The 22,607-nt window shown below is 37.5% G+C and carries 27 protein-coding genes and 1 pseudogene; 2 read left to right on the forward strand and 26 right to left on the reverse strand.

Annotated features, from left to right (window positions below; all coding sequences use genetic code 11):
* Positions 1–69 precede the first annotated feature (69 nt).
* The 16 genes and pseudogenes from AB5213_RS11625 to AB5213_RS11700 form a co-directional block, all read right to left on the reverse strand.
* The gene (locus tag AB5213_RS11625; RefSeq protein WP_195368287.1) at positions 70–822 is read right to left on the reverse strand and encodes a DUF6382 domain-containing protein; all 753 of its coding nucleotides are present in this window, start codon (positions 820–822) and stop codon (positions 70–72) included.
* On the reverse strand, positions 819–1,235 hold the full coding sequence (locus AB5213_RS11630; RefSeq protein WP_008374200.1) for a TadE family protein: 417 nt from the start codon (positions 1,233–1,235) through the stop codon (positions 819–821). Before AB5213_RS11630 ends, AB5213_RS11625 begins: the two co-directional genes overlap by 4 nt.
* The gene (locus AB5213_RS11635; protein ID WP_368276726.1) at positions 1,229–1,654 is read right to left on the reverse strand and encodes a prepilin peptidase; all 426 of its coding nucleotides are present in this window, start codon (positions 1,652–1,654) and stop codon (positions 1,229–1,231) included. Before AB5213_RS11635 ends, AB5213_RS11630 begins: the two co-directional genes overlap by 7 nt.
* Complete coding sequence (locus AB5213_RS11640) at positions 1,639–2,502, reverse strand: pilus assembly protein (RefSeq protein ID WP_179960446.1); 864 nt, start codon at positions 2,500–2,502, stop codon at positions 1,639–1,641. Before AB5213_RS11640 ends, AB5213_RS11635 begins: the two co-directional genes overlap by 16 nt.
* A 77-nt stretch (positions 2,503–2,579) precedes the next feature.
* Positions 2,580–3,947, reverse strand: coding sequence for a DUF5702 domain-containing protein (locus AB5213_RS11645; protein ID WP_147344797.1), 1,368 nt, complete (start codon positions 3,945–3,947; stop codon positions 2,580–2,582).
* Positions 3,948–3,984: 37 nt separating this feature from the next.
* A complete protein-coding gene (locus AB5213_RS11650; RefSeq protein WP_022220442.1) occupies positions 3,985–4,185 on the reverse strand; it encodes a Flp1 family type IVb pilin in 201 nt (66 codons plus the stop codon).
* Positions 4,186–4,196: 11 nt separating this feature from the next.
* The gene (locus AB5213_RS11655) at positions 4,197–5,324 is read right to left on the reverse strand and encodes a hypothetical protein (RefSeq protein WP_368276727.1); all 1,128 of its coding nucleotides are present in this window, start codon (positions 5,322–5,324) and stop codon (positions 4,197–4,199) included.
* 4 nt (positions 5,325–5,328) lie between these two features.
* Positions 5,329–5,466 carry a hypothetical protein gene (locus AB5213_RS11660; protein WP_173686100.1) on the reverse strand — a complete coding sequence of 46 codons (138 nt, stop codon included), beginning with the start codon at positions 5,464–5,466 and terminating at the stop codon, positions 5,329–5,331.
* Between the two features lie 46 nt (positions 5,467–5,512).
* A complete protein-coding gene (locus tag AB5213_RS11665; protein ID WP_368276728.1) occupies positions 5,513–6,115 on the reverse strand; it encodes a type II secretion system F family protein in 603 nt (200 codons plus the stop codon).
* Between the two features lie 112 nt (positions 6,116–6,227).
* Positions 6,228–6,584: pseudogene (locus AB5213_RS11670) on the reverse strand (ATPase, T2SS/T4P/T4SS family); the annotation flags it as partial.
* Positions 6,585–6,723: 139 nt separating this feature from the next.
* Positions 6,724–7,104, reverse strand: a complete 381-nt coding sequence (locus AB5213_RS11675; RefSeq protein ID WP_368276729.1) for a hypothetical protein — start codon at positions 7,102–7,104, stop codon at positions 6,724–6,726.
* 47 nt (positions 7,105–7,151) lie between these two features.
* Positions 7,152–7,532 carry a TnpV protein gene (locus AB5213_RS11680; protein WP_173722327.1) on the reverse strand — a complete coding sequence of 127 codons (381 nt, stop codon included), beginning with the start codon at positions 7,530–7,532 and terminating at the stop codon, positions 7,152–7,154.
* A 20-nt stretch (positions 7,533–7,552) separates the two neighbouring features.
* Entirely contained in the window at positions 7,553–7,942 is a 390-nt protein-coding gene (locus AB5213_RS11685; protein WP_264292653.1) for a DUF6262 family protein, read from the reverse strand.
* A 1-nt stretch (position 7,943) separates the two neighbouring features.
* A complete protein-coding gene (locus AB5213_RS11690) occupies positions 7,944–9,452 on the reverse strand; it encodes a tyrosine-type recombinase/integrase (protein ID WP_368276730.1) in 1,509 nt (502 codons plus the stop codon).
* Positions 9,439–11,169, reverse strand: a complete 1,731-nt coding sequence (locus AB5213_RS11695) for a tyrosine-type recombinase/integrase (protein ID WP_368276731.1) — start codon at positions 11,167–11,169, stop codon at positions 9,439–9,441. Before AB5213_RS11695 ends, AB5213_RS11690 begins: the two co-directional genes overlap by 14 nt.
* An 18-nt stretch (positions 11,170–11,187) precedes the next feature.
* Positions 11,188–12,093 (reverse strand): tyrosine-type recombinase/integrase, encoded by a 906-nt coding sequence (locus AB5213_RS11700; protein ID WP_243257242.1) that lies wholly within the window; start codon positions 12,091–12,093, stop codon positions 11,188–11,190.
* A 437-nt stretch (positions 12,094–12,530) separates the two neighbouring features.
* Between AB5213_RS11700 and AB5213_RS11705 the strand changes: the two genes are divergently transcribed.
* Positions 12,531–13,328 carry a helix-turn-helix transcriptional regulator gene (locus AB5213_RS11705; protein ID WP_055145164.1) on the forward strand — a complete coding sequence of 266 codons (798 nt, stop codon included), beginning with the start codon at positions 12,531–12,533 and terminating at the stop codon, positions 13,326–13,328.
* Positions 13,329–13,989: 661 nt separating this feature from the next.
* On the opposite strand, the gene AB5213_RS11710 is transcribed toward AB5213_RS11705, so the two are convergent.
* The 9 genes from AB5213_RS11710 to AB5213_RS11750 form a co-directional block, all read right to left on the reverse strand.
* Positions 13,990–14,217 carry a DUF1524 domain-containing protein gene (locus AB5213_RS11710; protein ID WP_368276732.1) on the reverse strand — a complete coding sequence of 76 codons (228 nt, stop codon included), beginning with the start codon at positions 14,215–14,217 and terminating at the stop codon, positions 13,990–13,992.
* A 66-nt stretch (positions 14,218–14,283) separates the two neighbouring features.
* Positions 14,284–14,901 carry a DUF4428 domain-containing protein gene (locus AB5213_RS11715; protein WP_138376739.1) on the reverse strand — a complete coding sequence of 206 codons (618 nt, stop codon included), beginning with the start codon at positions 14,899–14,901 and terminating at the stop codon, positions 14,284–14,286.
* Positions 14,902–15,042: 141 nt separating this feature from the next.
* Positions 15,043–15,852, reverse strand: a complete 810-nt coding sequence (locus AB5213_RS11720) for a class I SAM-dependent methyltransferase (RefSeq protein WP_055145176.1) — start codon at positions 15,850–15,852, stop codon at positions 15,043–15,045.
* A gap of 91 nt (positions 15,853–15,943) precedes the next feature.
* Positions 15,944–16,567 carry a class I SAM-dependent methyltransferase gene (locus tag AB5213_RS11725; protein ID WP_012740435.1) on the reverse strand — a complete coding sequence of 208 codons (624 nt, stop codon included), beginning with the start codon at positions 16,565–16,567 and terminating at the stop codon, positions 15,944–15,946.
* Between the two features lie 98 nt (positions 16,568–16,665).
* Positions 16,666–16,797 carry a transposon-encoded TnpW family protein gene (locus tag AB5213_RS11730; RefSeq protein WP_081016822.1) on the reverse strand — a complete coding sequence of 44 codons (132 nt, stop codon included), beginning with the start codon at positions 16,795–16,797 and terminating at the stop codon, positions 16,666–16,668.
* A 308-nt stretch (positions 16,798–17,105) separates the two neighbouring features.
* A complete protein-coding gene (locus AB5213_RS11735; RefSeq protein ID WP_368276733.1) occupies positions 17,106–19,928 on the reverse strand; it encodes a DNA methyltransferase in 2,823 nt (940 codons plus the stop codon).
* A gap of 110 nt (positions 19,929–20,038) precedes the next feature.
* Positions 20,039–20,527 carry a hypothetical protein gene (locus tag AB5213_RS11740; protein WP_055145183.1) on the reverse strand — a complete coding sequence of 163 codons (489 nt, stop codon included), beginning with the start codon at positions 20,525–20,527 and terminating at the stop codon, positions 20,039–20,041.
* Positions 20,528–20,584: 57 nt separating this feature from the next.
* Positions 20,585–20,905, reverse strand: a complete 321-nt coding sequence (locus AB5213_RS11745; protein ID WP_013976760.1) for a helix-turn-helix domain-containing protein — start codon at positions 20,903–20,905, stop codon at positions 20,585–20,587.
* 124 nt (positions 20,906–21,029) lie between these two features.
* Positions 21,030–21,245 (reverse strand): hypothetical protein, encoded by a 216-nt coding sequence (locus AB5213_RS11750; RefSeq protein ID WP_129794637.1) that lies wholly within the window; start codon positions 21,243–21,245, stop codon positions 21,030–21,032.
* A gap of 226 nt (positions 21,246–21,471) precedes the next feature.
* Between AB5213_RS11750 and AB5213_RS11755 the strand changes: the two genes are divergently transcribed.
* The gene (locus tag AB5213_RS11755) at positions 21,472–21,861 is read left to right on the forward strand and encodes a helix-turn-helix domain-containing protein (protein ID WP_008374249.1); all 390 of its coding nucleotides are present in this window, start codon (positions 21,472–21,474) and stop codon (positions 21,859–21,861) included.
* 337 nt (positions 21,862–22,198) lie between these two features.
* Here AB5213_RS11755 and AB5213_RS11760 read toward each other — a convergent pair.
* Positions 22,199–22,607 (reverse strand): transposase (locus tag AB5213_RS11760; protein WP_368276734.1); only part of this gene is annotated, 409 nt, incomplete at its 5' end.

Here is a 22,607-nt window from a genome sequence, read left to right on the forward strand (position 1 = left end):
ATTGTTTTACAAGTACTTCTTTCCATAAACTGGAAAATGTAGTAAAAAGAAAAACATGTCCTATCTTACTTATTCCTCTGAATCATCCGCCATTATCTCATCCCATTGGGATTCCCGTTTTTTTCTACGTTTCTGAAGGCGCTGATTCAGAAATCCCCATACGCTCTGCCTGTCCTTTACAACCTGCCCTTTCATTTCCTGTTCTGCAATCCAGTCATCCAAGATCAGTTCCTCCTGCAGATCATATCCTGCTTTTTTCTCCGGCTGTATACTCTCCATTTCATTCTCCTTTTTCTCCAGTATCCGCTCCAGCGCATACTCAATATTATAATTTTCTTCCATTGAAGCCTTATGTAATTCATATGCCAGATAGACTGCCTCTTTCTGTTCATAATCTGTCTCCCTGACAAAATACTCTGTAAGCTCATGAAACTTTTCCAGAATATTACCTTCTAGTCCCGGACAATAACAAAAGTAATAGATTTCATCCGATACATAAATATGTCCCGGATCCAGGCTCAGACAGTTCACGTCCAGCAGATAATTCTTCACTGCATAAAGCACCTGGATAAACTGTCTCATAAATTTTTCCAGATCTGCAAATTTCCAGTGCTCTTTTTCTCCCTTTGCCTTCACGGATATCTTCCCACTGATCTCGTAGCGGTACTGGCTTTTATCATCTTTTCCCTGCCCTCTTACCGATAAGAGTCCGGGAATCGCATTTTCCATCAGCATCCGCATCTGATAATCTTCTTTATATAGCTCATCTGTTTCCAGAATCATCCAGGCATGATGTAAATCTCTTTCGTACTCTTCTCTCATTCCTCCTGGTCCCTTTCTACAATCTCCTGCAATACTTTTTTCCTGCGTATTTTTTCCTCTGGCACGGTCAGTGCCGCACTGCGTTTAACAGATACGCGCATTTTTCTCTTTTGCGCTCCTGCTGTCACTTCAAATTCATCTTTTACTACCACAGTTTCCACCGATACTGTATCAAAAAATATCAGTTTGTTTTCAATTCTTTTCTGAAAATACTGCTCCATTTTTCCATCTTCTATTTCCTTTTTCCATCGCCATTCTTCACTTCCGACAATCGCGGTCTCATATGCCGCCCCACCGATAATATTTTTATCATGGTAATAAAAAAGTGCGAAAATGACTGCCATCCAACAAAGCAATACTACCGGCATTAGATACGCCATCTCAACTACGGTACTTCCTTTTAGCTTTACCATATAAATGTCCCCAGATAGCCGATCAGAAGAAAAGGATAAAACGACATTCTTGTCGTCCGTTTCCATTTTCCGCTCCAAAGACCTGCTCCTGCTGCCATCGCAGCCACAAGAAATGCAAGCATCAGCATTCCAAGCAGATTCCAGATCCCAAGAAAAATACCCATATTCAGGATCATCCAGCTGTCTCCGTACCCTATTCCCTCCTGTGACCATTTCGATATCATGAGAAATACAATTCCACATCCCAGTCCGGCAACCCATACACTCCAATGCATCCGTCCAAATAACGCACGGTACAGAATCGCCGCACAGCTTCCTGCGAGCAAATATTCTGTCGAGATTTTCTGATATTTTATATCCTGTGCTGCTCCGAATCCTAAAAAAAATAATCCTGTCAATTTTGCTATTTTCCACCACATTTTGAACATGCTCCTTTTCCTTTTACTTCTGACAGCGGAACTGTATAAACTTTTCTCTTCAGTCCGCTGCATGATAATGAAGTATGATAACGATCCCCGTAATCTGTGACATAGCAGTTGCCATCATTTCCCGGCATCCATCCACACCGTTCACACAAATGATAAATTCCTCCACTGCTGTTTCTCAGTTCCCCTAACTGTGTTTTCGCAACACTGCGCACGGACGGTTCCAGATAAGTGCACTGATAATTCCTGTGATATACGATCCCTGTTTCTGTCACATATACAAGTTCATTATCTCCAATCCCTGCTTCGTAGGTCTTTACATAACCGGTCCATGTCTTCATCCTCATTTTTTCTTTATAATGCAGTACCGGAATATGAAAGACAGGAACCGGCAATTCTACTTCATATTCTGCCGTCAGTTCCAGCACTCCCATTCCCGGTATCGCCCAGGATCTTTTACAGCTGACTCCTCCGCTTCCGCCAACAATCATACTTCGATCCATTCTTTCTTTCCCGACCGCATTTACAAGATCTGCATGCAGACTTATCGGGTTCAGCACCGGAATTTCTGCAAAACTCTCTGCCACTTGCTTTCCTGCACTCTGCAGTCCGCATCTTACTGCAGACTGGATGCTTCTGAGCTCCAGCATCCAGATCAAACTCACCGCCGCATATAGAAACAGCGGAACACAAAGTACAGCTTCTACTGTTACCGAGGCAGATACAGATGCCTTTTCTTTGACACAAGATATGGCGATCAAATCAGGTAGAAAATCAAATCCTTCCTCCTTTCTGCGAATATCAAATATGTGTTTGTAATTCAATATTTTTCTATACATCATCAAAGGAATTTTATTTATTATTTCGATTGTCCTCAGAAAAGACACCTGTATCCACCTCCTAACATTTTCATTTTTTGTTACTGATATTGATATAAAATATGATACTGATACCGGATTCCTCTTCTCAGATAACATGTCATGTCAAAGTCTGCTCCTGATACGCAGGCATCTGCCCGAAAAAACGTTTTCTCCATTCCGGATCGCAGATTCATTTCCACCAGATCCAATGCTCTCATCGACAGTTCTTCCTTTGATTTTAAAACCAGCATCATTTGCAGATACTGCTCATAAGAATTTCCCTCTTCTGTCTCCTTCCCTTCCGGAATACTTCTGTTCTTTGCCAGTTCAAGCAGACCATCCAGCGTCAGATTCCAGCTCTCCTTACTCTTTACAGCCGGAACCTTCTTCCCTGCCAGAAGCGTCTTAACATCCGTAAGGCTTTCTCCATAAGCCCATGCAAGAAGCAGCGCATGCTTGATCACAGGTCCGATCTCCGGTGAAAGAAACACCGCACTCAGTGTCGTTGCAAGGGTATCTACCTCCATTTGCATGTCCTTATCGGTCAGCAAATATCCATAATTCACTGCAAATCGAAGGATTCGGATTCTCCCGATCACATATTCCAGATTGTCCTTGTCGCTCGCCTTTCCTCCTAACAAATACTCCATCTCATAGTCCAGTACCGTATTCTTTTTCTTATTTGCAGCATTGCCAAACTTATCTATAAGGTACAGATTGAAAAAAATGGTATCGCCGGCTCCATTATCTTTTTCCTTCATGGTTCCGTATCCCTGCCTGAGCTTTCGGTTCGATACAGTCTCTTCTGACTTTACAGCTTTCGATGACAGCGTAAATCCTTCCGGGCTGACCAGATTTAACAGTGCTTGCGCCTGTATATCCACAATATCCGCCAATGGATTATTTTCTGCAGGAAGTTCTTCTTTTTCACTTTCCAGCATCTGGTCAAGTTCTTTACTCGTCTCTATATTCTCTTTCCCATATTCATTTGCTTTCAGTTCCTGCTCCTTCCATTCGGATACCTTTCCCGTCAGATTCTCTATCGCCGCAGCTCCTGTCTTCATTTTCTCGTATTCAACCGCCTGCCGCAGAAATTCTTTCCCATTCTGGTCTGTCAGATAACGGATTGCCGCAATCTCTGTTTCTATATTTTCTGCCCCGTAAAAGGACAGTCGGTTTAAAATATTTTCTTCAGACATTGTTCCGGATTCATAACTGCCTTCTATTGCAAAAATACCATATCGCTCCAGAAGATCTTTCTGATATTCTGCAAACGCAGATTCCACTGCCCTGCCTGCGTCTGCTCTTCTCTCATTCTTTGCCAGCTGGATCGAGGCACTTTCCAGCAAAGCCCCAACCAGAGTAAGAAGCAGAAGAAAGACCAGGCTTAGAAACACAGTAATCTCTCCCTTTACCATTTTTTTCATCTCTGTACACACTCATTTCTGAAATAAAATTTTTATTTTAGATTCCTGAACTTTCATTCGTTATTTTTTCAAATATTTTAGTTACAAGTTCATTAAGCTGTTTCTTAAAAATGATAACCAGACCGATAATGACAACCAGTACAAGGATCAATTCTACCGTTGATATCCCGTCTTTTTCCGTCAGAATCTTCTGAATTCTGATCCATCCTGTCCACAGCTTCTTTTTTACCGCCTTCATTCTCTCACCTCCTACACCTGGATCGACAAAAATGCCGGTACAACTACGATCGTAATCACGATGATCAGCATCAAAAGCATTGGGATCAAAAGTCTGGTTCCTGCCTCTTCTCCCAGCTGTCTCGCCCTGCTCTTTCTGTCCTCCAGTGCCTGTACTGCCTCCATACGAAGCATTTCAGAAATTCCTTTTGCACCCTTTTTCAGATTCTGTGAAAGAAGTGCTCCCATTTTCATATACGGAATCAGATCACATCTTCTTGCAAATCTTTCATAACATTTCATCTCCGGAATCCCACTTTTCATTTCCTGCCAGGTTTTCCAGATTTCTTCATATGCTTCTCTTTTTCTTCCCGTTTTTCCCCTGGTGATCCCATAGTCTTCCGCAATCCTTTTCCACACATTTTTTGCTGTCATTCCGGCACCGGTCAGCATCGTAAACTCTGTGATAATTTCCGGATAATCCAGCATCATCTGCTCTTTTCTCGTCTTCTTCCGATTGCTTTCTTTCTGTATTTCTCTTCCGACAAGCAGAATACTTATCGCCATTCCGAGCATCAGAATCGGAATCACTTTTGAATCTTTCTCCTCTGTCCAGGCAATTTTTCTTCCGTCCAGACTGGGTGGCAGTGTAAGATATGCTTTCTGCCTTGTAGCACTGTCCTGTAATCTTACCAGTTCCAGAACACGCTCTTTCGTGGAAAGCGTTTTCTCCTGTCCTGCAAAAATAACAAGATCCATCTCACACGGATATACCTTATCTTCATAATGCAGAACTCCGGTAATATTCATCCCAATCCCCTGATTCTCCGGATCTTCTTCCCGGATTTTTTCCTGATCCAGTCTTCCAAGCGAATCCATTACATCATATCTGCTAAGTTCCCAGGAAACCGAAAACGGAAAATCGTCTAATGCTGTTACCAGATCCAGATCTGTCTTTATATGCGACAGATCCTTATTTTCCCCGGAAATCACTTTTGCAAGCTCTTTCCTCGCTTTCTGAAACTCCTTTTCCAGCCGCTTTTCACTGTAAATCTTCGGTGACACACGAATTTCTATATCCTGCTTTTTTTCTCCTTCAACCTGCATAGAAAGCGCCGCTTCTTTTTGTCCTTCCCCGTACCCGTTCCGCTTTATCTGCATGGTTTCAGAGTTTTCCGTCCCTGTCTTCTGCACGATTTCCGACAAAAATGCCAGACTTGTCACCGCCAACATCAAAAAAAATATCCGCCTGAGAAGCCTGTCCCATTTTCTGAAAAGTGATTTCTTCTTGAAATACATCCATGCACAAGCTCCGAGAAAGAAATACATTCCGATACAAAACCACATTTCTATACCTCGATTTCCACAATCTTGCATCCAAGTCTCCAGGCAGCAATGTAAGCTCCAAGACAAATACTCATAAAAGCCGCTCCTGGCAGATTCCCGTATAACCCCGCCATAAATTCTGGAAAACTCAGACGCATATAACCAATAATTCCCAAAGGAATCACTGACATAATCTGAAATTCCATTTTTTTCGCTGCAATTACGGTATCGATTTCTCTTTTCACTTCCGCTTTATCACCAAGTTGTCTAACCGCATTTTTAATGATCAGAATACTGTCGCCTCCGCTCCTCTTTGCCAGGGAAAATACAGTGACAAATGTATCCACCTCCGGAAGTGCTACCCTTGCAGCAAAATCCTTCCAGGCAGCTTCCGCGGTTACGTTCAGATTCAGCTGCCTTACCATATACGTAAATTCCCGTACAATAAGTGTATGCCTGTCATACATGATCTGCAGGTCTCTCTGTACCTCTTTGATCGCGTTCTCCATAGAGTATCCCACATTCAGCTGCGCTTCCAGTGATTGAAGAGCATCCTGGAACTGTCTTTCAAAACATCTCTTCCCTTTTTCCTCCGCCTGACGGATCATCCTTTCGTAATACTTCATTCCCAGAGGAAAAAGCACTGCCATCATCCATAGTCTTGAATAGAACAGCATGGCGATCAGAAACACCAGAAGAATGCTTTCCGTTATCGCCAGGGCATACTCCTTCCGGCTGATACCCTGCCGCCATAAGTTTTTCCGTCCGTGTAAGTGTGGACCTTTTCACCCACTCCCCCTGGATTTTTCCATCCTTACTTCCCGTCTCCTGAAAGGAAAATAACGGTTGAAGCCTGATTTCTCCTTTTTCATATCCCAATACCTCCATGATTTCCAATACTTTCCTGCTCTTGTCCCGAAGGCGTCCCAGATGTACCAGGATATCGATTCCGGAAGCGATCTGACGCATAACTGCTTCCAGCGGAAGTTTAATCCCCATCAGTACCATTGTAGACAGTCTGCTCATCATATCATCCGGACTGTTCGCATGGCCGGTACTGATCGACCCGTCATGGCCTGTATTAAATGCCTTTATATGGACTCCCTATGTTCCCATCATGCAGAAATACAATATCTGTACTTAATATACACTGTATATAACGTTATTATCTTGCCATTCCACAGTTGCAAAAAGAAAAGAGAGCCTTTCACAGCCCTCTTTCATATTGACTTTCTCATTCATTTGTCATACTTAACAGTTTGGCAACCAATGTCTTTAAACTTTTTCCCCAAAATGGGACAAAGTCTGGTATTGCACCAAATGCCATCCCAATTATTATCATTCGCCCACATTCTCTTGCAGATTCCAATGCAAATCCATAACTCAAAACACCTGTCAGAATAAATATAATTGATAAAAAGTAAAGCAAAATATTTCCCAACATCATCGGAATTTTTAATAACCAGCGAATCAATGTCATTACTGCAAGAATTAAATATAAAAACACTTTTATTATGTACTTAACCAACATTTTTAATCCCTCACTTTTTTGTCTTTCCGGACAGCAAGAATCTTGCCATCCGGACTTCCTTTTTTTTGCTATCCGGACTTCCACTTTTTTGCTATCCGGGCTGCAAAATTCTTGCTATCCAATGCAGTTCATTATCCTTTTGTGTATATCATTTCCGTCAAAATCATCTCTTCTGCATCATGACAAATGACATTCATCCTCCTTGTCCATTCCATGTTGTCCTGCCTTTTTAATTTCTCTGTAATTCCTTGTTTCTCCATCATCTGTTTTACTAATTGTTCTTCCCTATCCCTTGCTTCTGCATCAATCTGATTCAAATGCTCGACAAGTTTTCCTTGTAACAACAATATTTGATATTTTGCCTTTCTGTGTTCCTGTAAATAGCTTTTACGAAGCATCCCATATTTCCCATAAGTTGGTTCGATATCTGTAAGTGCCAATTCCGGCAAATAATAATCTCCACATAACATATAAGTAAGTCCATTTTTCTCATCATAAATTTCGTTCTGCATAAAATATTCTCCTTTTCTTCCTATAATTGGTCGTACATCTTCAACAGTGTTCCCTTTTTCATTTGACTATATTTCACCTGTAATTCTTCATATTTTTTCTGAAGACTTTCATATTCGTTTTTCGGAACACTATCGGATAGTTTCTGTTCTAAACTCTTAATCCGTGCTTCCTGTGCTTTTGCAATAGCAGCGCTTTTAGGATTTTGCAATATCATTCCCTGTTGTTTTTCCTTCAATTCCATCATGACCTGTTTCACATTCGGATTATTATAGAAAAAACCTCTGGAAAGTCCTGTTAGTTTTGTAAGTTCAGCAACTGAAATTTTTATATTTTTTCTATACATTGTTTCAATAGCTGTTATTGCTGTTTCCGTCATTTCCGCACTTTTTTCTTTTGCCAGTGCTACCATTTTATCGTGTTTCTGCATTTTCCTTTTCCCTCCTGTATTGTGCTAATAATTCATTCATTTCATCTCGTACAGCCTTTGTATCCTCCGCTAATGCTTCGTTTCTTAACCGCCGATAATGTGGTATGGTTCGTGTATCCTTATGCCCCAACAGCCTTGCAATGCTATCATCATCTAATTTCATTTCTGTAAGTTTTACTCCAAAAGTATGTCTAAAACGATGTGTACGAAACTCAAAATAATTTCCCTTATCATCCCTGATATCATTTTCATAAATCATGATATTTACATGATATTTCAGCATTGAATCTGTATACAATTTTCCATTATCTTGCAGAAAAATATATTCTGAATCTGGATGCTCCTTTTCTGAAACTTCTATTGCTTTTCTAATCAATTCTACCAGCTGATCGCTAACTGGTCTTTTGTATTTCCTTGTTTTCTGCTGGATAATAGTTATAAAATAATGTCCAGATTTCTCAGATAAGCAATCTCTTCGCAAAGTCAACGTATCCTCTATTCTTGTACCGAGCATCTGATGTATTATTAAACATCTGCCTAACTGGGGCTTTAATTTTGTTAATGCACAATTAAATCTCCTGATTTCTGCATCTGAATACGCTTCTGGTAAAGCGTTATCATATGCTCTGCAATCACTGGACAGAAAAAGGTTGCATATATTTTCTATTTCCAGTTCACGCCCTATTTCATCCAACAGATTATCCAAAACCGACAGCTCTGTCGTGTAACTGACTGATGTAAGACCGGTATCCGTTTTTATATAAACCAGATAATCTTCTATCATATCCCTGCTAATTTCTGTAAAATGCTTTACTTCTAGAAACCGATCATACATGAAGCTAGCAAACCGACGGAATCCACGCAATTCACCTTTTATACTACCCATTGCTTTTGTCTGGCAGTGGCTATACAATATTCTCTTTATTATCTCTTTAAATTCTTTCTGCCTGATCTCACGAAAATCTAATCTATATCTTCCACGAATCGGATTACTCCTTGGCACAATATCCAACTTTCTCATATCCCATACATCTTTTTCATTTTCTGGAATATCAGCTGTTTTACACTTCACAACATACTCATAATACATTTTCAGAAAAGAAACCTGAGCGCTACTTTGTTGCTCAACATTCCGCCTATCCGGTCTATTTCTTCTAACGTACAGCGCTAATCCTTTTTTATATAAAAATGCTTTATAGCTTCTCTCCAGTTCTTCCCATTTTTTATCAGTGATGCTACTACAACTTGTACACTTCTCATTCAGAAATTCTTTCAACAGATCAAATCTGTAAATATCATTTACTGCTGTTGATAATGATAAACGTCTACATCTATCATCAATATACCCATAAATCTCATCCTGTATCTTTTCATTATGAATCTCTGATACATAGTACACCCTGTTTTCCTTCCATTTCAGACTAGCCAACTGTTTTTCTGTAGCTTGTTGATAACAGTCATAAGAAATCAAATTAATATTACCTTTCATCATCTTCTACTCCTTTCAATTTAAATGACTGATTTTTTGAAAAATATTTATCTTCAGCCGATACAATACGTTCCGGCATGAAATCAATGTACTGTTTTGTCATATTCTCACTTGAATGTCCTAGATAATCTCGTACTCCTTGTATAGAAACTCCATTTCCGTACATTGAGGTTGCAAGGTTATGTCTGTAATCGTGTGCTCTAAAGATATAATCTCCGCAGGCAATCCCACGGGCCTTACACTCCCGAATCATCTGATTTGAAAATGTCTGTCCATTAAATGCACCACCCTTTTTATTTTTGAATAAATACTCCCCATTTTTTATTCCGTACTTTTTTGCATAATCGTTCACCAGTCCAACCAATAAACTGGGAACAGGAATGACTTTTTCCCTCCGCATTTTGCTTTGATATATGCGCATCCAATTCTCATTGCCTTGTGAATAAAAGGCTCCCGATTTTATTGTACAAACCTCGCTTTTCCTAATTCCTGTGCAAAACAAAATCAAATACATCAACTGTAAATGCTCTGGGAATGTCGGCAGCTCCTTAATTAGATGAGCAATTGTTTTTTCTGGAACACTTCTTTCATTGTGTTCCGAAAAACCTTTTTTTAAAAATCGTTCCGGATAAAACTTCAACACTTCAATATTTTTCATTTTCAAAAACTGTAGAAATGTATGCATATGTGTGATATGTCGGTTAAAAGTGGAATACTTAATATCGGACTCATCCAAAACAGACACATAATCCGCTATATCTTGCATCTCCAGTTCAGTTACTTTTTTACTCTGTCCATCCAGATATTTTAAAAATTGTGAAATAAAACTTATTGTATTTCGGATATTTGATAAAGACAGATCAGATATCCCGACCAAATATTTTGCGTATAATTGTAAATACCAACGATTTTCTTTTTCGTAAATATTAATAAATGAAAGGCTTTTAACAGGTGAACTGGCATTGATTCTCGATTTATCAAACTGAAACCTATCCATATACCAGATACACGCTCGCCAATTTGTCTCTGGATCTGTTAGAAATAACGTTCTTCTCGCAAACTCAACAATCTTAGAAGCCTGTTTTTTTATAATTTCCGGCTCATTATTTAAATACAGATAAAATCTGTTTTCGTCTGCCTGTTCCATTTCTTCAATATCATCTATTCCGTACTTATCGCAAAACCGTATAAGTGCTTTTAATGGTTCTAAAAAATATCTTCGATGTCTTTGTGCCTTATCCATATTCAGAATTTCACACAGCAATATTTTTGTCTGTCGCACCAACTGTGATGAATGTATCCTCGTTAAGTCCCATAACAAATCATTCTTATCGACCACCTGACGGAAAGATTGTGCTTTCTTCTTATTGGGGATATACAGCAAAAACAATTTGTCTTGCTTAAAAAACTCCTGTTCTACAGAGAAGGGATTTCCATGTGAATAGACATCCGGTATATTTTCTATTTTTAAACGATCAAATAAGCTCATTAATTCCACTTTATATTTTTCTGAAATATCCTCTTTTTCAAGAGAATCCATATACATTTTTCTCGTTTCATAGTTAATATCTGCAGTACACTGTATATCTGTATACTGAAAAAATTTGTATAACCGGTTATAATATTTTGCTTCTCCATTCGTAACCAAAGATATTTCTTCCTTTAATTTCTCAGATATTTTTTCCTGATATAACTTCGGAACAATTTTTAATACTGCCAAGGTAATCCCTCCTTCCTTTTACAGAAAATCTGCAATTTGGTATAAATCTTCATTATTTGAGTAGTATTGATCTGTTGCTTCTATCAATCGTTCATTATTTTCACCCAAGTATTTAATGGTAGTTTCAACTTTCTTATGCCCCAGGGCAAAACGAATGTCATTCAAATCCCATCCTTCTTTTCTTCTTTCCTCCGCAAAATAGTGTCGGAGCTGATGCGGATGGGAATTGATATCCGTTTTTTTGGATAGCCTTTTCAACATGCTATACACAGAATCCGCATCTAATGGCTCCCCTTTGTTTTTTCCAGTCAATTTTGTAAATAGATACTCCGAGTTCATCAGACTTTTCCGGTTATCAGAAATGTACTTAACCAAGAACTCAAAAGTTGTATTACTTAACAAAGCAATTCTATATTCTGCATTTTTTGCTCTTGCCAAGTTGGTATTGGATTCACGATACCTTACCCGAACCGTCCTTCTTTCAAAATCAATATCTTCGGTATAATGGATTCCCAGAATTTCCCCTAATCTAAGACCGGTTTCTGCCATCATTGCTATCAGCAATCGATCTCTATCATTCGTACAGGCATTTATCAGCTCCTGTATTTCTTCGGATGTTATTTCTTCCAGATTAGGTTCTTCTTCTTTGAAGAAACCTTTAAACGAATTCACTGCATTTTGATGATTTACTCCCATACTGTCAAAATACGATACTTTTTTTACTCGTAAGACTTTAAGCATTGGTAAAACATCTTCCAGTGCCAAAAACTGGTAGTATCTGAAGACTGCACCAAGATACATATTGCAGGTCTTATTGCTCGTCTGTGTATTATGCTCAGTATGCTTTCCACTCTTAACCCAATACAAGAAATCAATAAAATGTTTATTCTGCTCTGAATAGGATAGCAATGTAATCTCATCCAATCCTATCGTTTGCTCCTGCAGATAATTGTAATAATATGAAAGTGCGAAGGCTGCGGATTTTACAGTATTCGGAGAAGCATTAATCTGATCCAGATGCTTCAAATACTTTGATGGAAGGATTTCAATTTCTTCAATATCAGAAATAATCAAAAAACGTGGTCTATTATCTTTCAAAACCGAAACAACCCTATATTTCAATCCACAGCCCTCCTTCCTTTCTTTTGATTCATTTGACTTCTTTGACTTCTTGATTTACATTATACACAAAGATGTCAAAATGTCAATTACGTTTTTGACTTCTTTGACTTTTATAAGAACATCAATAAAACATTTTTTGATTTCTTTATGTTTTAAATTGATTTTTAGGGATATAATTGATAAGATAAAATACAAGAAGTCAATTTATACAAAGTCAAAGAAGTCAAGAGGAGATTTGAATGAGCGAATTTATATCAAATTCAGGCACACTAATAAATCCTGACAGCGTTTACGATCAGGAAAGATTCATCAATATACTTCAAATCATTTTACAGAAAAAAACACAAAAAGAATTATCTGAACAAACAGGCTTAAATAATGCAACCATTTCACGAATGCTCAACGGTGCCCGATCTGGAAGACCATATAAAAGCACTATTGATAAAATTGCAAAAGCCATTGATGATCCAGAACTTATCCAAGAATTATATGATGCAACGGGATATTCTTCTAAGAAAATACGGGAACGAAAAAAGATAATTGCAGACAATGGATTTTCTCTGGATCTCTCTACTGTTCAGGTGCATGAAAAATTTTTTTCTACCTTAATGCGTGGACTTTCCATGATGACAAGTCTGCATAAAATTGAATGGACAATAAAATCTGGAACACCCAGATCATACGATTATTTAATTAAATTAAAAGAGGGAAATATAGATTATTGGTATATTAGATATGTAGATAGAATTACTTCTGATGAAGAAAGAAAAAAAGCCTTAACTGCCATTTATGGAGAATTTGCAAAATTGAAATTGGGCGGAAAAATCAAAGTTTCTTGCGCCACTCCTTCTTACGAAGATTATGATTATTTTGTTACAATTCCGCCATATCAATTAAATACAAATGCTTCAATTATACATTTTGATTCTGAACTCGAAAGATTTGCAGACGAAACCTTTTTAGAGACAGCTTTACCACTTAAAGAAAATATTCCTGTTAAGGATTTTTGTAATCTTACCGAACCACTGATACTATAACTTTTTGATTTTATCACAGAGAGAGTTACTTATGGCTCTCTCTTTTTTTACACTTCCTCCTCCCACGTTCCAACTCATTATGGCTAATCATTTTCTAAAGCAAGATCCACCTGTGTTTAACAATATTGTCTTTCCGACAAATGTTCTTTCATCAGGTTTTTATCTTGCTGGGGATTCCCCAAACCCATTTTTCTATTTATGCCGAGGTCTCAGTATACACTAGAGCAAGATCCACCCCGGTAATACCATATCGCTATTTTAGCAATATGATATTTTCCGGACGTAGGATTCTTGCTGAGGATTGTGCTCCCCAGTTCCTCACATTCAGCATAAATATACACTTGGTTCCCCGAATTTTTCCGGTCACAACACAGGAATATAAAATAGACTAAATATCTCTATATCCCTGTGAAATCACTATGTGATTTTAAAAACAGCAAGGACAGGAAGTGTGGATACACTTCCGCAAAATTGCCAATTTCGGAGCCATATCCAAAATTGAAAAATACATAAAAAATCAAAAATCCGAAACTTTCCTTAATATCCAAATTTATAATTTTTGCAGATTATCAAAAAACCAATATGAAAATTTTACAAATTTTGTACCACCTGTAAAATTCTCATATTGGTTTTCATTCAACTTTTATGGATTTGGAATATTCTATATTTTCCAAATATTCTGTGCATTAGCTAAGAGCCATTCTGCACGATTTTCTATTTCATGTTCGTTCCAATCATTTTTTTGAAGTACGTCATGTAATGTATAAAGTCCGCTCGCACACAAAAGTAAACCTGGTTTATTTTGTCCCTTTCCCGCCTTTTTTACATTCCATGCAGCATCACGTATAGATGCATTTAAAGCTTGCGGAATAATCGCCAAATTCCCCAATGTCAGTAATAGAGAATGTTGGCCTCCTTACTCATGTGTCTGTAAATGATAAACCACGCAAATTGCTTATTTCTTGATCAGGGCACCTTTGCCAACTCCGCCCATGACATCCAGAATGATCCAGGCACTGACTCCTTCTTTGGCCTTGTGCTTTCCGAAAGTGGCATTCAGCGCTGTTTCAAATGTACTTGATGAACTGCATTCGATGACATCCAGAATCGTCGTAGTCATATCTGCACCATCAAATGAAACCGTTACCGCATCGCCTCTACTGAATTCGCCTGACATGATATAGCTTGTGGCAACGATTCTATTTTTCAAAGCCTTTGCACGTTTCAGTCCCACATCCGTAGCCTTCGGAGCGATGCCAAATGTCTTTTCCACCTTGGCAATCGCTGCGTAATCACCGCCAATTTCTTCCACTACCTGCGTCTGCTCTGCTTTCTTTTCGTTGATCATGTCCTTAAGTTCTTCGACTGTCATGGCTTTCAACGGATCGCTGGTAGATATCTTCCAGTTCTCACGCCCATAATATTCTTCGATATTGAACTGACCTCTGACCATTTTCTCACAGTCATCACAGATGGTGCCGTCCGCGATTACTAACCCCGAAAAAAAGGATATCTCCTTGCCACAAATCGGGCAACGCTCTGCATCTTTCTTTTTCTTTTCAAATAATCCCATAAGTTGGTCTCCTTTGTTATTTATATTTTTTATTTACCGTATCGTTTGATATCCACCTGTGACAGTGTATGAACAGTGGCTTTAAGCGTTCTCAAATTTACATTCTATTTTTAATACTGTCAAACTTGAATTTTACGGTAGTTAATTCAATTTCAAACGAAGAATTATTACCTGTTTCTTCTTCTCTGCAACCTTCATAGATACTTTTGTAACAAAAGAAAGTTTCTTCCCTAACATCTTCAATGCTTCTGGAAAGAATGTCTTTTCTTCCAATAATTCCATACTACATTTGTTTGCAAATTCTTTGCTATCGTTAATACCAAAATACATAATAGCACTTGCATTTCCTGTACGTTTGATAAACCAGTTCGTAAACTTTAATCCACTCTCACTTGTAGCGTCAAACAACATCTCACCTTTTGGAAATGCTTTTCCACACCCCTTAATAAATGCTATGATTTCTTCTTCATGGAAATATTGGAACACACCTGACACAATTAGCAGTGTAGGAAGCGAATTGTCTATTTCCTTTACCCATTCCAATTTAAACATATCGCCTGCAATGAGCGTTTCATTTTTTCGCTGACCAAATACTTTTTTTCTTGCCTCTATTACTTCTGGCAAATCAGCCTCATACCAATGTACAGTTCTGTTTTCAATCTTATCACTTAAACGGTCATAAGCAGTCTCTAATCCTGCACCAAGATATACAATATTACTTTCTGCGTAACTTTTTGCAAACGCAGTAACTGTTTTGTCCATATTGTAATAACGTGCTACCGATGCCATATTGCTATATTCAGAAGAACCTTTATCTGCACCTTGTGGTAAATACTTCTCCAACTCAAGAGCCTTTTCATCCATAAAATATTCTGGAAATTTTTTAGAGATATTGATTCTTGCCACTAACGGAACAAATAACGTATTTGCAACACCATCAAATTTATTCATAATCTACCTCTTTCTTTAGTTAGTTTTTGCTGACCAATCTAACATATGAAGTTTATTTTGTAAAGTATCTATCACTTAGAAAAATTCAAATTTAATAATTAGTTTTTTTCGCAATCAAAACTCCAACAGGAGCTAAACCGCCATCCACCAAATTCACTTTGACGACTGTAAAGCCATAATCCGTAATAAACTCACAAAAATTTTCCTTGTTCCATTCTTTGTATGCTTTAAATCCTGTAATAGACATCAATCGCTTTCGTAAACCACTTGATTTTTTCTCTGCCCATAAGAAGGTTGGTGCGTACAAAATACCATCTTTTTTTAATACTCTACGAATTTCCTGCATTGCTTTTTCAGGCTCTGGCATAATGTGCAGTGCATTTGAAATTACTACACAATCAAAATTTTCATTCTCATATGAAAGTGCCGTTGCATCGGCTACGCAAAAACTAAGTTTTTCTGTTGTACCTCTCCTTTTCGCTTGCTTAATCATATTTTCCGAAAAATCGGTTGCCGTCCAGCTATTAGTACAATCAGACAATGGGAAAGATAGCTGCCCTGTTCCACAAGCTAATTCTAATACATTCATATCAGATTTGAGATAATCTCTAATATATCCGCAGATTGCATTATAAAATTTCTTATCTGACTCCATCAAAGGTGCATATATTTTTGCAAGTCGTTGCCAATAACCCTTGTTTGCCTTGTCTTTCATATCAAAATCTCCATTTTATTCAATAATACAACTTCCGATTTGAATGAGTCCAGCAAGGGGCTAATGCCCCTTATGCTTTTCTCTTTTCTTTTGCTGTTTCATTTCAAACTTTCGCAGTTCTTCTCCTGCAGTGTTTCCTTTGCATCTTCATTGAAATGATAACGGACAACATAGACTGTCTGCCCGATTTTCTTTGTAAATGTGTTCCCCTCTGTTTTTGTATTCATCATTTTTTCCTTTCCTTGAATCCCCGGCAAAGAGTCATTCCATTGTTCTCTGTCAGGACACTATTCTTTAAATCAGGCCCAAAATGGGCACTTCCAGTTTCGTAGGCTACCTATATATAGCCTTTTCATTTTTGCTTGCAAAAAGCCTTGTGATCACAGCACTTTTTTAACGTAAAAATCATTTTAATATGCTTCTATCGTGTTGTTATACTGAGAAGCCCGACAAGGAGTAGGCGCTTAAAGATCACTTCCAGGCACTTTATAGGCATTAAATAGGCACTTAGAAATACCTGTTTTCCTACTCCTCTTACTTATCCTTGCATTTTTTGATATAGCTTCATCAATTCTGCAACACACTCTTCTTCTGTCATTTTTATGCCAAAGCCATAAGCTGCCATAACTGCCTTATCATTTGCAATATGTGCTTTTCTTAATTCCACTGGCATCGTTAAAGGATCATACAAATCTGCGAGACTACTGTCTGGGAAAAGTGCTCTGGCATCCAAAATTCCATGTGCTGTTTCTTCGATTTTCTGTTTCTGCTGTTCTGTTGGCTCCGGCCATGGAAAATTGTTATATACGATTTTTGCAGAATATCTATAGTCACTCTTTAATCTACCACACACTACTCGCGTCCATGCCATGTGTACGTTAGAGGTAATAATTCCAAATGTATACAAATCAGCGTTTGGAATACACTGGACAGAATCCGTTATAATCGTTTCTGGCGATTCATATCCCATCGGTATATATCTTCTATTTTCCGATGATACCCTTGGTACAATTATATATGGTTCATCTGGCTGTCTAATTTGTTGAAACAATGTTGGTGAATCCGCACTTTTTACAGTAACAGCTTTTGTGCTTTTCAATCGAAATTCACGAACCTGTTGAACACGCTTTTTTATCATCGGCAACTTGTTTAATTCTTTTGGAGAAATATCTCTCAGCCATAAGCAATATCTCTCTTTAGAATTTATAAATTCCTCTGCTCCATAAACCCTGCGAACGAACTTTTTAGATTCTGGCTCATTTTGTATGAGTTCATCTTTTTCGTCTGGTGACAAAAACAAATATCCCCCATCCACTGGTTTATTTCCATTTGTTATCTTAGGGACATTACATAATGGATTAGTACGACTGTTAATAAAAGTAATCGGAGCATCTATTAGGTACGGACTAATTTGTACCGTTTCTTCAAGCGCTCCATTATCATACAAACGACATTTTCCCTTTGACATTGATGTGCTAAAACCTATAATAACGCAATGAACCGCCGCTTTTAATTTTGCCTCACTTCCCCATACAAATGTCCTGTGTGCAAAATCTATATGAATATCAAACTGTTTATATAGTTCAGCCCAAACATAAGCCACCTGCTCTCCCTGTGTAATGGAATTAGTAGAAACAAATGCCGTTCTAACCTCTGAACCCTCCATCATTTTTGCAGCCTTAAAATACCATGCCGCAACATAGTCGATTTTACCTGCCGTTGAAGTTGATTTTCCATTTTCGTCTACATATACATTCGCAATGTCTTTCTTTTGGCTTTCTGATTGATACGAATATCCAACAAACGGTGGATTCCCCATTATATAGGACAATCGTTCTACCGGAACCACTTCATTCCAATCTATCCTAAGTGCATTACCCTCCGTAATATTTACATACGTCTTCAACGGAAGAAAATCATCATTGAAGCCATAGACAATATTTTTGGTTTCTTCCAACATCTGCGATTCTGCAATCCAAAGAGCTGTCTTTGCAACGGTAACAGCAAAGTCGTTGATCTCTATTCCATAAAATTGCTGGATAGACACTTTGATTGGGTTATGGACTTCTCCCAATGTTATCTGACCGCCAACTCTTTCACGAATCACCTCATTCTCCAGCCGCCGCAACGACAAATAGGTTTCTGTGAGGAAATTTCCAGAACCACACGCCGGATCTAAAAACGTGAGAGATGCAAGTTTATTCTGAAATTCATCCAACCTCTTTTCTTTTGTTCTCCGAACAGTAACCGCTTGAATCTCCTTAAATTCTTTTTTCAAATCATCAAGAAACAGCGGATCTATCACTTTATGAATATTCTCTATGGATGTATAGTGCATCCCGCCAGATCTTCTTGTTTCCGGATTTAAAGTAGATTCAAAAACTGCTCCAAAAATAGTCGGTGAAATATCACTCCAGTCAAAATCCTCAGATGCTTTCGTCAAAAGCAGGTCTTTGATTTCTTCTGTAAAAGGTGGGATTTCTATTGTTTCATCTGCAAACAGACCACCATTTACATATGGAAATTGTGCAACATCTTCTTCAAGATATTCATCCCGTTCAGCGATTGGAGTATCCAGCGTCTTAAACAGTTCAATCAATGCTCTCCGGCAATCTTTTACATCATATGCTTCTAAGTAATCATGAAAAATATCCCGATGTTCACCAAATATGCCAGCATCCTCTGCGTACAGACAGAATACTAAACGCACACAAAGAGCGTTCAAGCTCTTCAACTTATGTTCCCTTTTTTCTTTCTGTTCTGCTGATTCCTGTTTTTCATTTCCGTCCGGTATCTTGTATTGCTTCAGGAAAGCATCATAAATCAGACCAACAATATCGCCAGCCTTAATAGAAACTTCCATCTCATGAGATAACTTTTTTACATCCTGCTTTACCAGAAAATCAAGGAGCAGATACTTGCTCTGCAATTCAACCAACGCTATTTTAACAGGTTCCGGTACCCTGGCATTCATATCATATATCCAAATATCCGAAAAATTACAAGTTATGATCCATCTTGCTTTTTCATCATACGGAAGATTGTCATTATAGCGTTTCGCCTGTTCATATGGTGTTAAATCCACATCTCCAGAGTTATGTATTTTCTGATCAAGTGACTTTCCCAGACTTTTCTGTTCAATGATGACATGTGTTTCCGGGATATATACGTCAATCCGCTTTGTATTCCCATTTACGATTACTTTCTTCTCAAAATTTACACGCTCTGTGGGATTTTCCATCCCCATTACATTGGATAAAAATTCCAGCCAATAAGAACGACCATCTTCATCCTCATTGCCACGTCCCATCCATCTATTGATAAACTGGTGAGCCGCTTCTCTTTTTTCAGCGTCTGTCATGCTTTTTTCCTCCTAAATAATCGTGCATTCACAAATCTTTCTCCGACTATTTTTACATATCATATCCACAGTATATCATAAAATTATTACAGAACAGCATTCATATATCATTATTTGTATTGTGTCTGCACACAAGGAACTTCTACCGTCAAATCATAATAATATTGATACATGATCATGTTATCTTTTGCTTCTATATACACTCTCTGAGCTTCTTTCATCAAGTTATTCCAAATATCTTTCCATTCACTAGGAGCTGAATCTAAAAACCACATATTATTAAATGACATTTCTATCGTCCCCCATAAATCATCTTCTTTACGCTCAGTTTTTATATTCATCTGCATATTTCGTGCAATTTCCAATGCATCTTTTTGTAAAAAAGTGAACTTCACTACTTTTTGAGGATCTGGAACTTTCTTAAAACGACGCATATGAGCTTCTGCCTTTTTAATAATTGTTTCCAATTGTTCATCATGCCATTTTTTATCCTCTAGTATCTCTTCTTCTGACATTTGCGCTTTTTCTTCATTAATTTCTCTTTGCATTTCTTCCAATTCACGCTGTGCAATATCATAATATTTCTTTTCAATCACCATAATCTCCCAACTCCATAAAAAAAGAAACAGTCAACATTTTCGTTACAACTGTTTCCTTTATTTTTGAAGTCCCCGGAGCATTTGTATCACTACATTCTGTTCTTTTTCATCAAGATTATTCCAAATATTCAGAACCTCTTGTTGTGATTCTGATAAGCTTACTGGAACATCCATTCCGGCAAAGAATTGTGCCATTGTTACTCCCAGTGCATCACATATCTTTTCTACAGTAGGCATGGTTGGTAAACTTTCTTTAGCAATAATTTTTCCAATCGAAGATTGAGATATACCAGTCAATTGTGACAGCCGATATTTACTCATATCACGTTTTTTACATAAAGCTATAATATTGTCCGCAATATAATCCTCTGTACGCAAGTAAATACACCTCTTTCCGATAGTAGTTACCTTAATTGTAACTAGAAATCCGCAAAAATATTAGAGATGTATCTTACAAGTATTTACTAAGGGAAACAGTAGTATTAAAACAAAAAAAATAGAACTATATAAAGTTGTATTCCATTAATGTCAGCTTATTATCTAAATGCTCATATTCTCTTTGTACCTCTTCAATTTTATCATATAGTTTCAGCACTGTCGAACCCTTTATCATTTTATTTTCTTGGCACATCTGCCGGAATTTTTCTTTGTACCCCCGCAGTATTCTTCCTTTTTCCTCTAATTCCTCCAGTGTTTTAATTTCCTCTTTATCTGCCATGTATTTTCCTCTCAGACATAATTTTTAATACATAAATAATAACCTTTTTTTCACTGTTGTTCAATTATAACTTATCGCCTTTTTCTCCCATCAATCGACAATCTTCTTTTTGCTATATACATATGATATACTTCTTTTTATACAACCAATTACTATTGTATAGCTCACCATTTTTTTCTATCTACAACACAAAAAAGTCAAGTTGTGATGGAAAGGAGGTGAGGACATGGAAATAAATTATGCACTTATAGGCAAACGTATAAGAGAAACCCGCAAACAACGAGGATTGTCTGCCGAGGAGCTGGCTGAAATCGCTGATCTTTCTACTGTTTATATAAGCTATATAGAAAATGCCAAGCGTAAACCCAGTTTAGAATCTTTAATCAAAATTAGCAATGCCCTTGAAATTACTATTGATGAATTACTCTATGGAAACTTGTTATACAATCCTACGGAATATCAAACTGATATCGATTTATTAATGGCAGATTGTACCAGCACTGAAAAACGTTACATATTCGAGGTTCTTTCAGCCATAAAGAATATTTTACGAATCAATGATTGGCATCTATCCTCAAAACACAATTACGATGCTGATAACCCGAATGATTATTAAATCATTCAATAACAATCAAATATCTATTTCTACATAAACCATCCGTTAATCACTTAACTGATGGTTTATGTCTTTTTCAATCCAAAAATTCTATGATAGTTTTCGAAAACTTTATATCTGATTTTTGATTATCCCTATAAATATTACACTTTCAAGCATTTCGAAGTATAGAAAAACACTCATTTTACCACGAATATACCACGATTAAACGAGCCTTGATATGACGATAAAATAGCACTAAAAAGACACCATTGACACATTGGTATGCTCCCCGTCAAGAGGACAATAAAAAATAATAAATTTTTGTATCGTCAGCCATGCTATGGCTGGCGATATTTTATGCTGCTTTTGTATATTGCTCATGATATTTCATTGGTGTCATTACATGCAGTTTCCTTTGAAGTCGTTGGTTGTTGTAGTAATCTATGTAATTAGCTATCGCAGTAATCAAAGAGCTTCTGTCATTAAAACGCTGTTTATAATACATTTCTCGTTTTAGAATTCCCCAAAACCCTTCCATTGGTCCATTGTCAATACAGTGGGCAACTCTAGACATACTCTGCTTCATATGATGTTTTTTTAATCTAGTATAAAACTGTGCGCTTGTATATTGAAAGCCTCGATCAGAATGAACTAATGGGTGTGCATCTGGCTCCTGACGAACAGCCCCATCAAACGTGTCCATAACTAATGGATTATCATTATGATCGCTGATTTTAAAGGAAACAATCCTTCTATCATATAAA

The organism is Coprococcus sp. RTP21204st1_G4_RTP21204_210225 (genome assembly GCF_040915385.1).
GTDB classification, from domain to species: domain Bacteria; phylum Bacillota; class Clostridia; order Lachnospirales; family Lachnospiraceae; genus Allocoprococcus; species Allocoprococcus comes.

What these genes read in the sequence shown, in the direction of transcription:
- AB5213_RS11685 (WP_264292653.1), bottom strand. Translation starts at nt 7,942, where the DNA reads ATGGTAGCACTGGCAAAAGAAAAAAGTGCGGAAATGACGGAAACAGCA.
- AB5213_RS11630 (WP_008374200.1), bottom strand. Translation starts at nt 1,235, where the DNA reads ATGGTAAAGCTAAAAGGAAGTACCGTAGTTGAGATGGCGTATCTAATG.
- AB5213_RS11735 (WP_368276733.1), bottom strand. Translation starts at nt 19,928, where the DNA reads ATGACAGACGCTGAAAAAAGAGAAGCGGCTCACCAGTTTATCAATAGA.
- AB5213_RS11755 (WP_008374249.1), top strand. Translation starts at nt 21,472, where the DNA reads ATGGAAATAAATTATGCACTTATAGGCAAACGTATAAGAGAAACCCGC.
- AB5213_RS11750 (WP_129794637.1), bottom strand. Translation starts at nt 21,245, where the DNA reads ATGGCAGATAAAGAGGAAATTAAAACACTGGAGGAATTAGAGGAAAAA.
- AB5213_RS11720 (WP_055145176.1), bottom strand. Translation starts at nt 15,852, where the DNA reads ATGAATAAATTTGATGGTGTTGCAAATACGTTATTTGTTCCGTTAGTG.
- AB5213_RS11680 (WP_173722327.1), bottom strand. Translation starts at nt 7,532, where the DNA reads ATGCAGAACGAAATTTATGATGAGAAAAATGGACTTACTTATATGTTA.
- AB5213_RS11730 (WP_081016822.1), bottom strand. Translation starts at nt 16,797, where the DNA reads ATGATGAATACAAAAACAGAGGGGAACACATTTACAAAGAAAATCGGG.
- AB5213_RS11625 (WP_195368287.1), bottom strand. Translation starts at nt 822, where the DNA reads ATGAGAGAAGAGTACGAAAGAGATTTACATCATGCCTGGATGATTCTG.
- AB5213_RS11640 (WP_179960446.1), bottom strand. Translation starts at nt 2,502, where the DNA reads ATGATGTATAGAAAAATATTGAATTACAAACACATATTTGATATTCGC.
- AB5213_RS11645 (WP_147344797.1), bottom strand. Translation starts at nt 3,947, where the DNA reads ATGAAAAAAATGGTAAAGGGAGAGATTACTGTGTTTCTAAGCCTGGTC.
- AB5213_RS11650 (WP_022220442.1), bottom strand. Translation starts at nt 4,185, where the DNA reads ATGAAGGCGGTAAAAAAGAAGCTGTGGACAGGATGGATCAGAATTCAG.
- AB5213_RS11690 (WP_368276730.1), bottom strand. Translation starts at nt 9,452, where the DNA reads ATGATGAAAGGTAATATTAATTTGATTTCTTATGACTGTTATCAACAA.
- AB5213_RS11665 (WP_368276728.1), bottom strand. Translation starts at nt 6,115, where the DNA reads ATGAAGTATTACGAAAGGATGATCCGTCAGGCGGAGGAAAAAGGGAAG.
- AB5213_RS11725 (WP_012740435.1), bottom strand. Translation starts at nt 16,567, where the DNA reads ATGAAAGACAAGGCAAACAAGGGTTATTGGCAACGACTTGCAAAAATA.
- AB5213_RS11660 (WP_173686100.1), bottom strand. Translation starts at nt 5,466, where the DNA reads ATGGATGTATTTCAAGAAGAAATCACTTTTCAGAAAATGGGACAGGCT.
- AB5213_RS11740 (WP_055145183.1), bottom strand. Translation starts at nt 20,527, where the DNA reads ATGGTGATTGAAAAGAAATATTATGATATTGCACAGCGTGAATTGGAA.
- AB5213_RS11635 (WP_368276726.1), bottom strand. Translation starts at nt 1,654, where the DNA reads ATGTGGTGGAAAATAGCAAAATTGACAGGATTATTTTTTTTAGGATTC.
- AB5213_RS11655 (WP_368276727.1), bottom strand. Translation starts at nt 5,324, where the DNA reads ATGCAGATAAAGCGGAACGGGTACGGGGAAGGACAAAAAGAAGCGGCG.
- AB5213_RS11705 (WP_055145164.1), top strand. Translation starts at nt 12,531, where the DNA reads ATGAGCGAATTTATATCAAATTCAGGCACACTAATAAATCCTGACAGC.
- AB5213_RS11715 (WP_138376739.1), bottom strand. Translation starts at nt 14,901, where the DNA reads ATGGGATTATTTGAAAAGAAAAAGAAAGATGCAGAGCGTTGCCCGATT.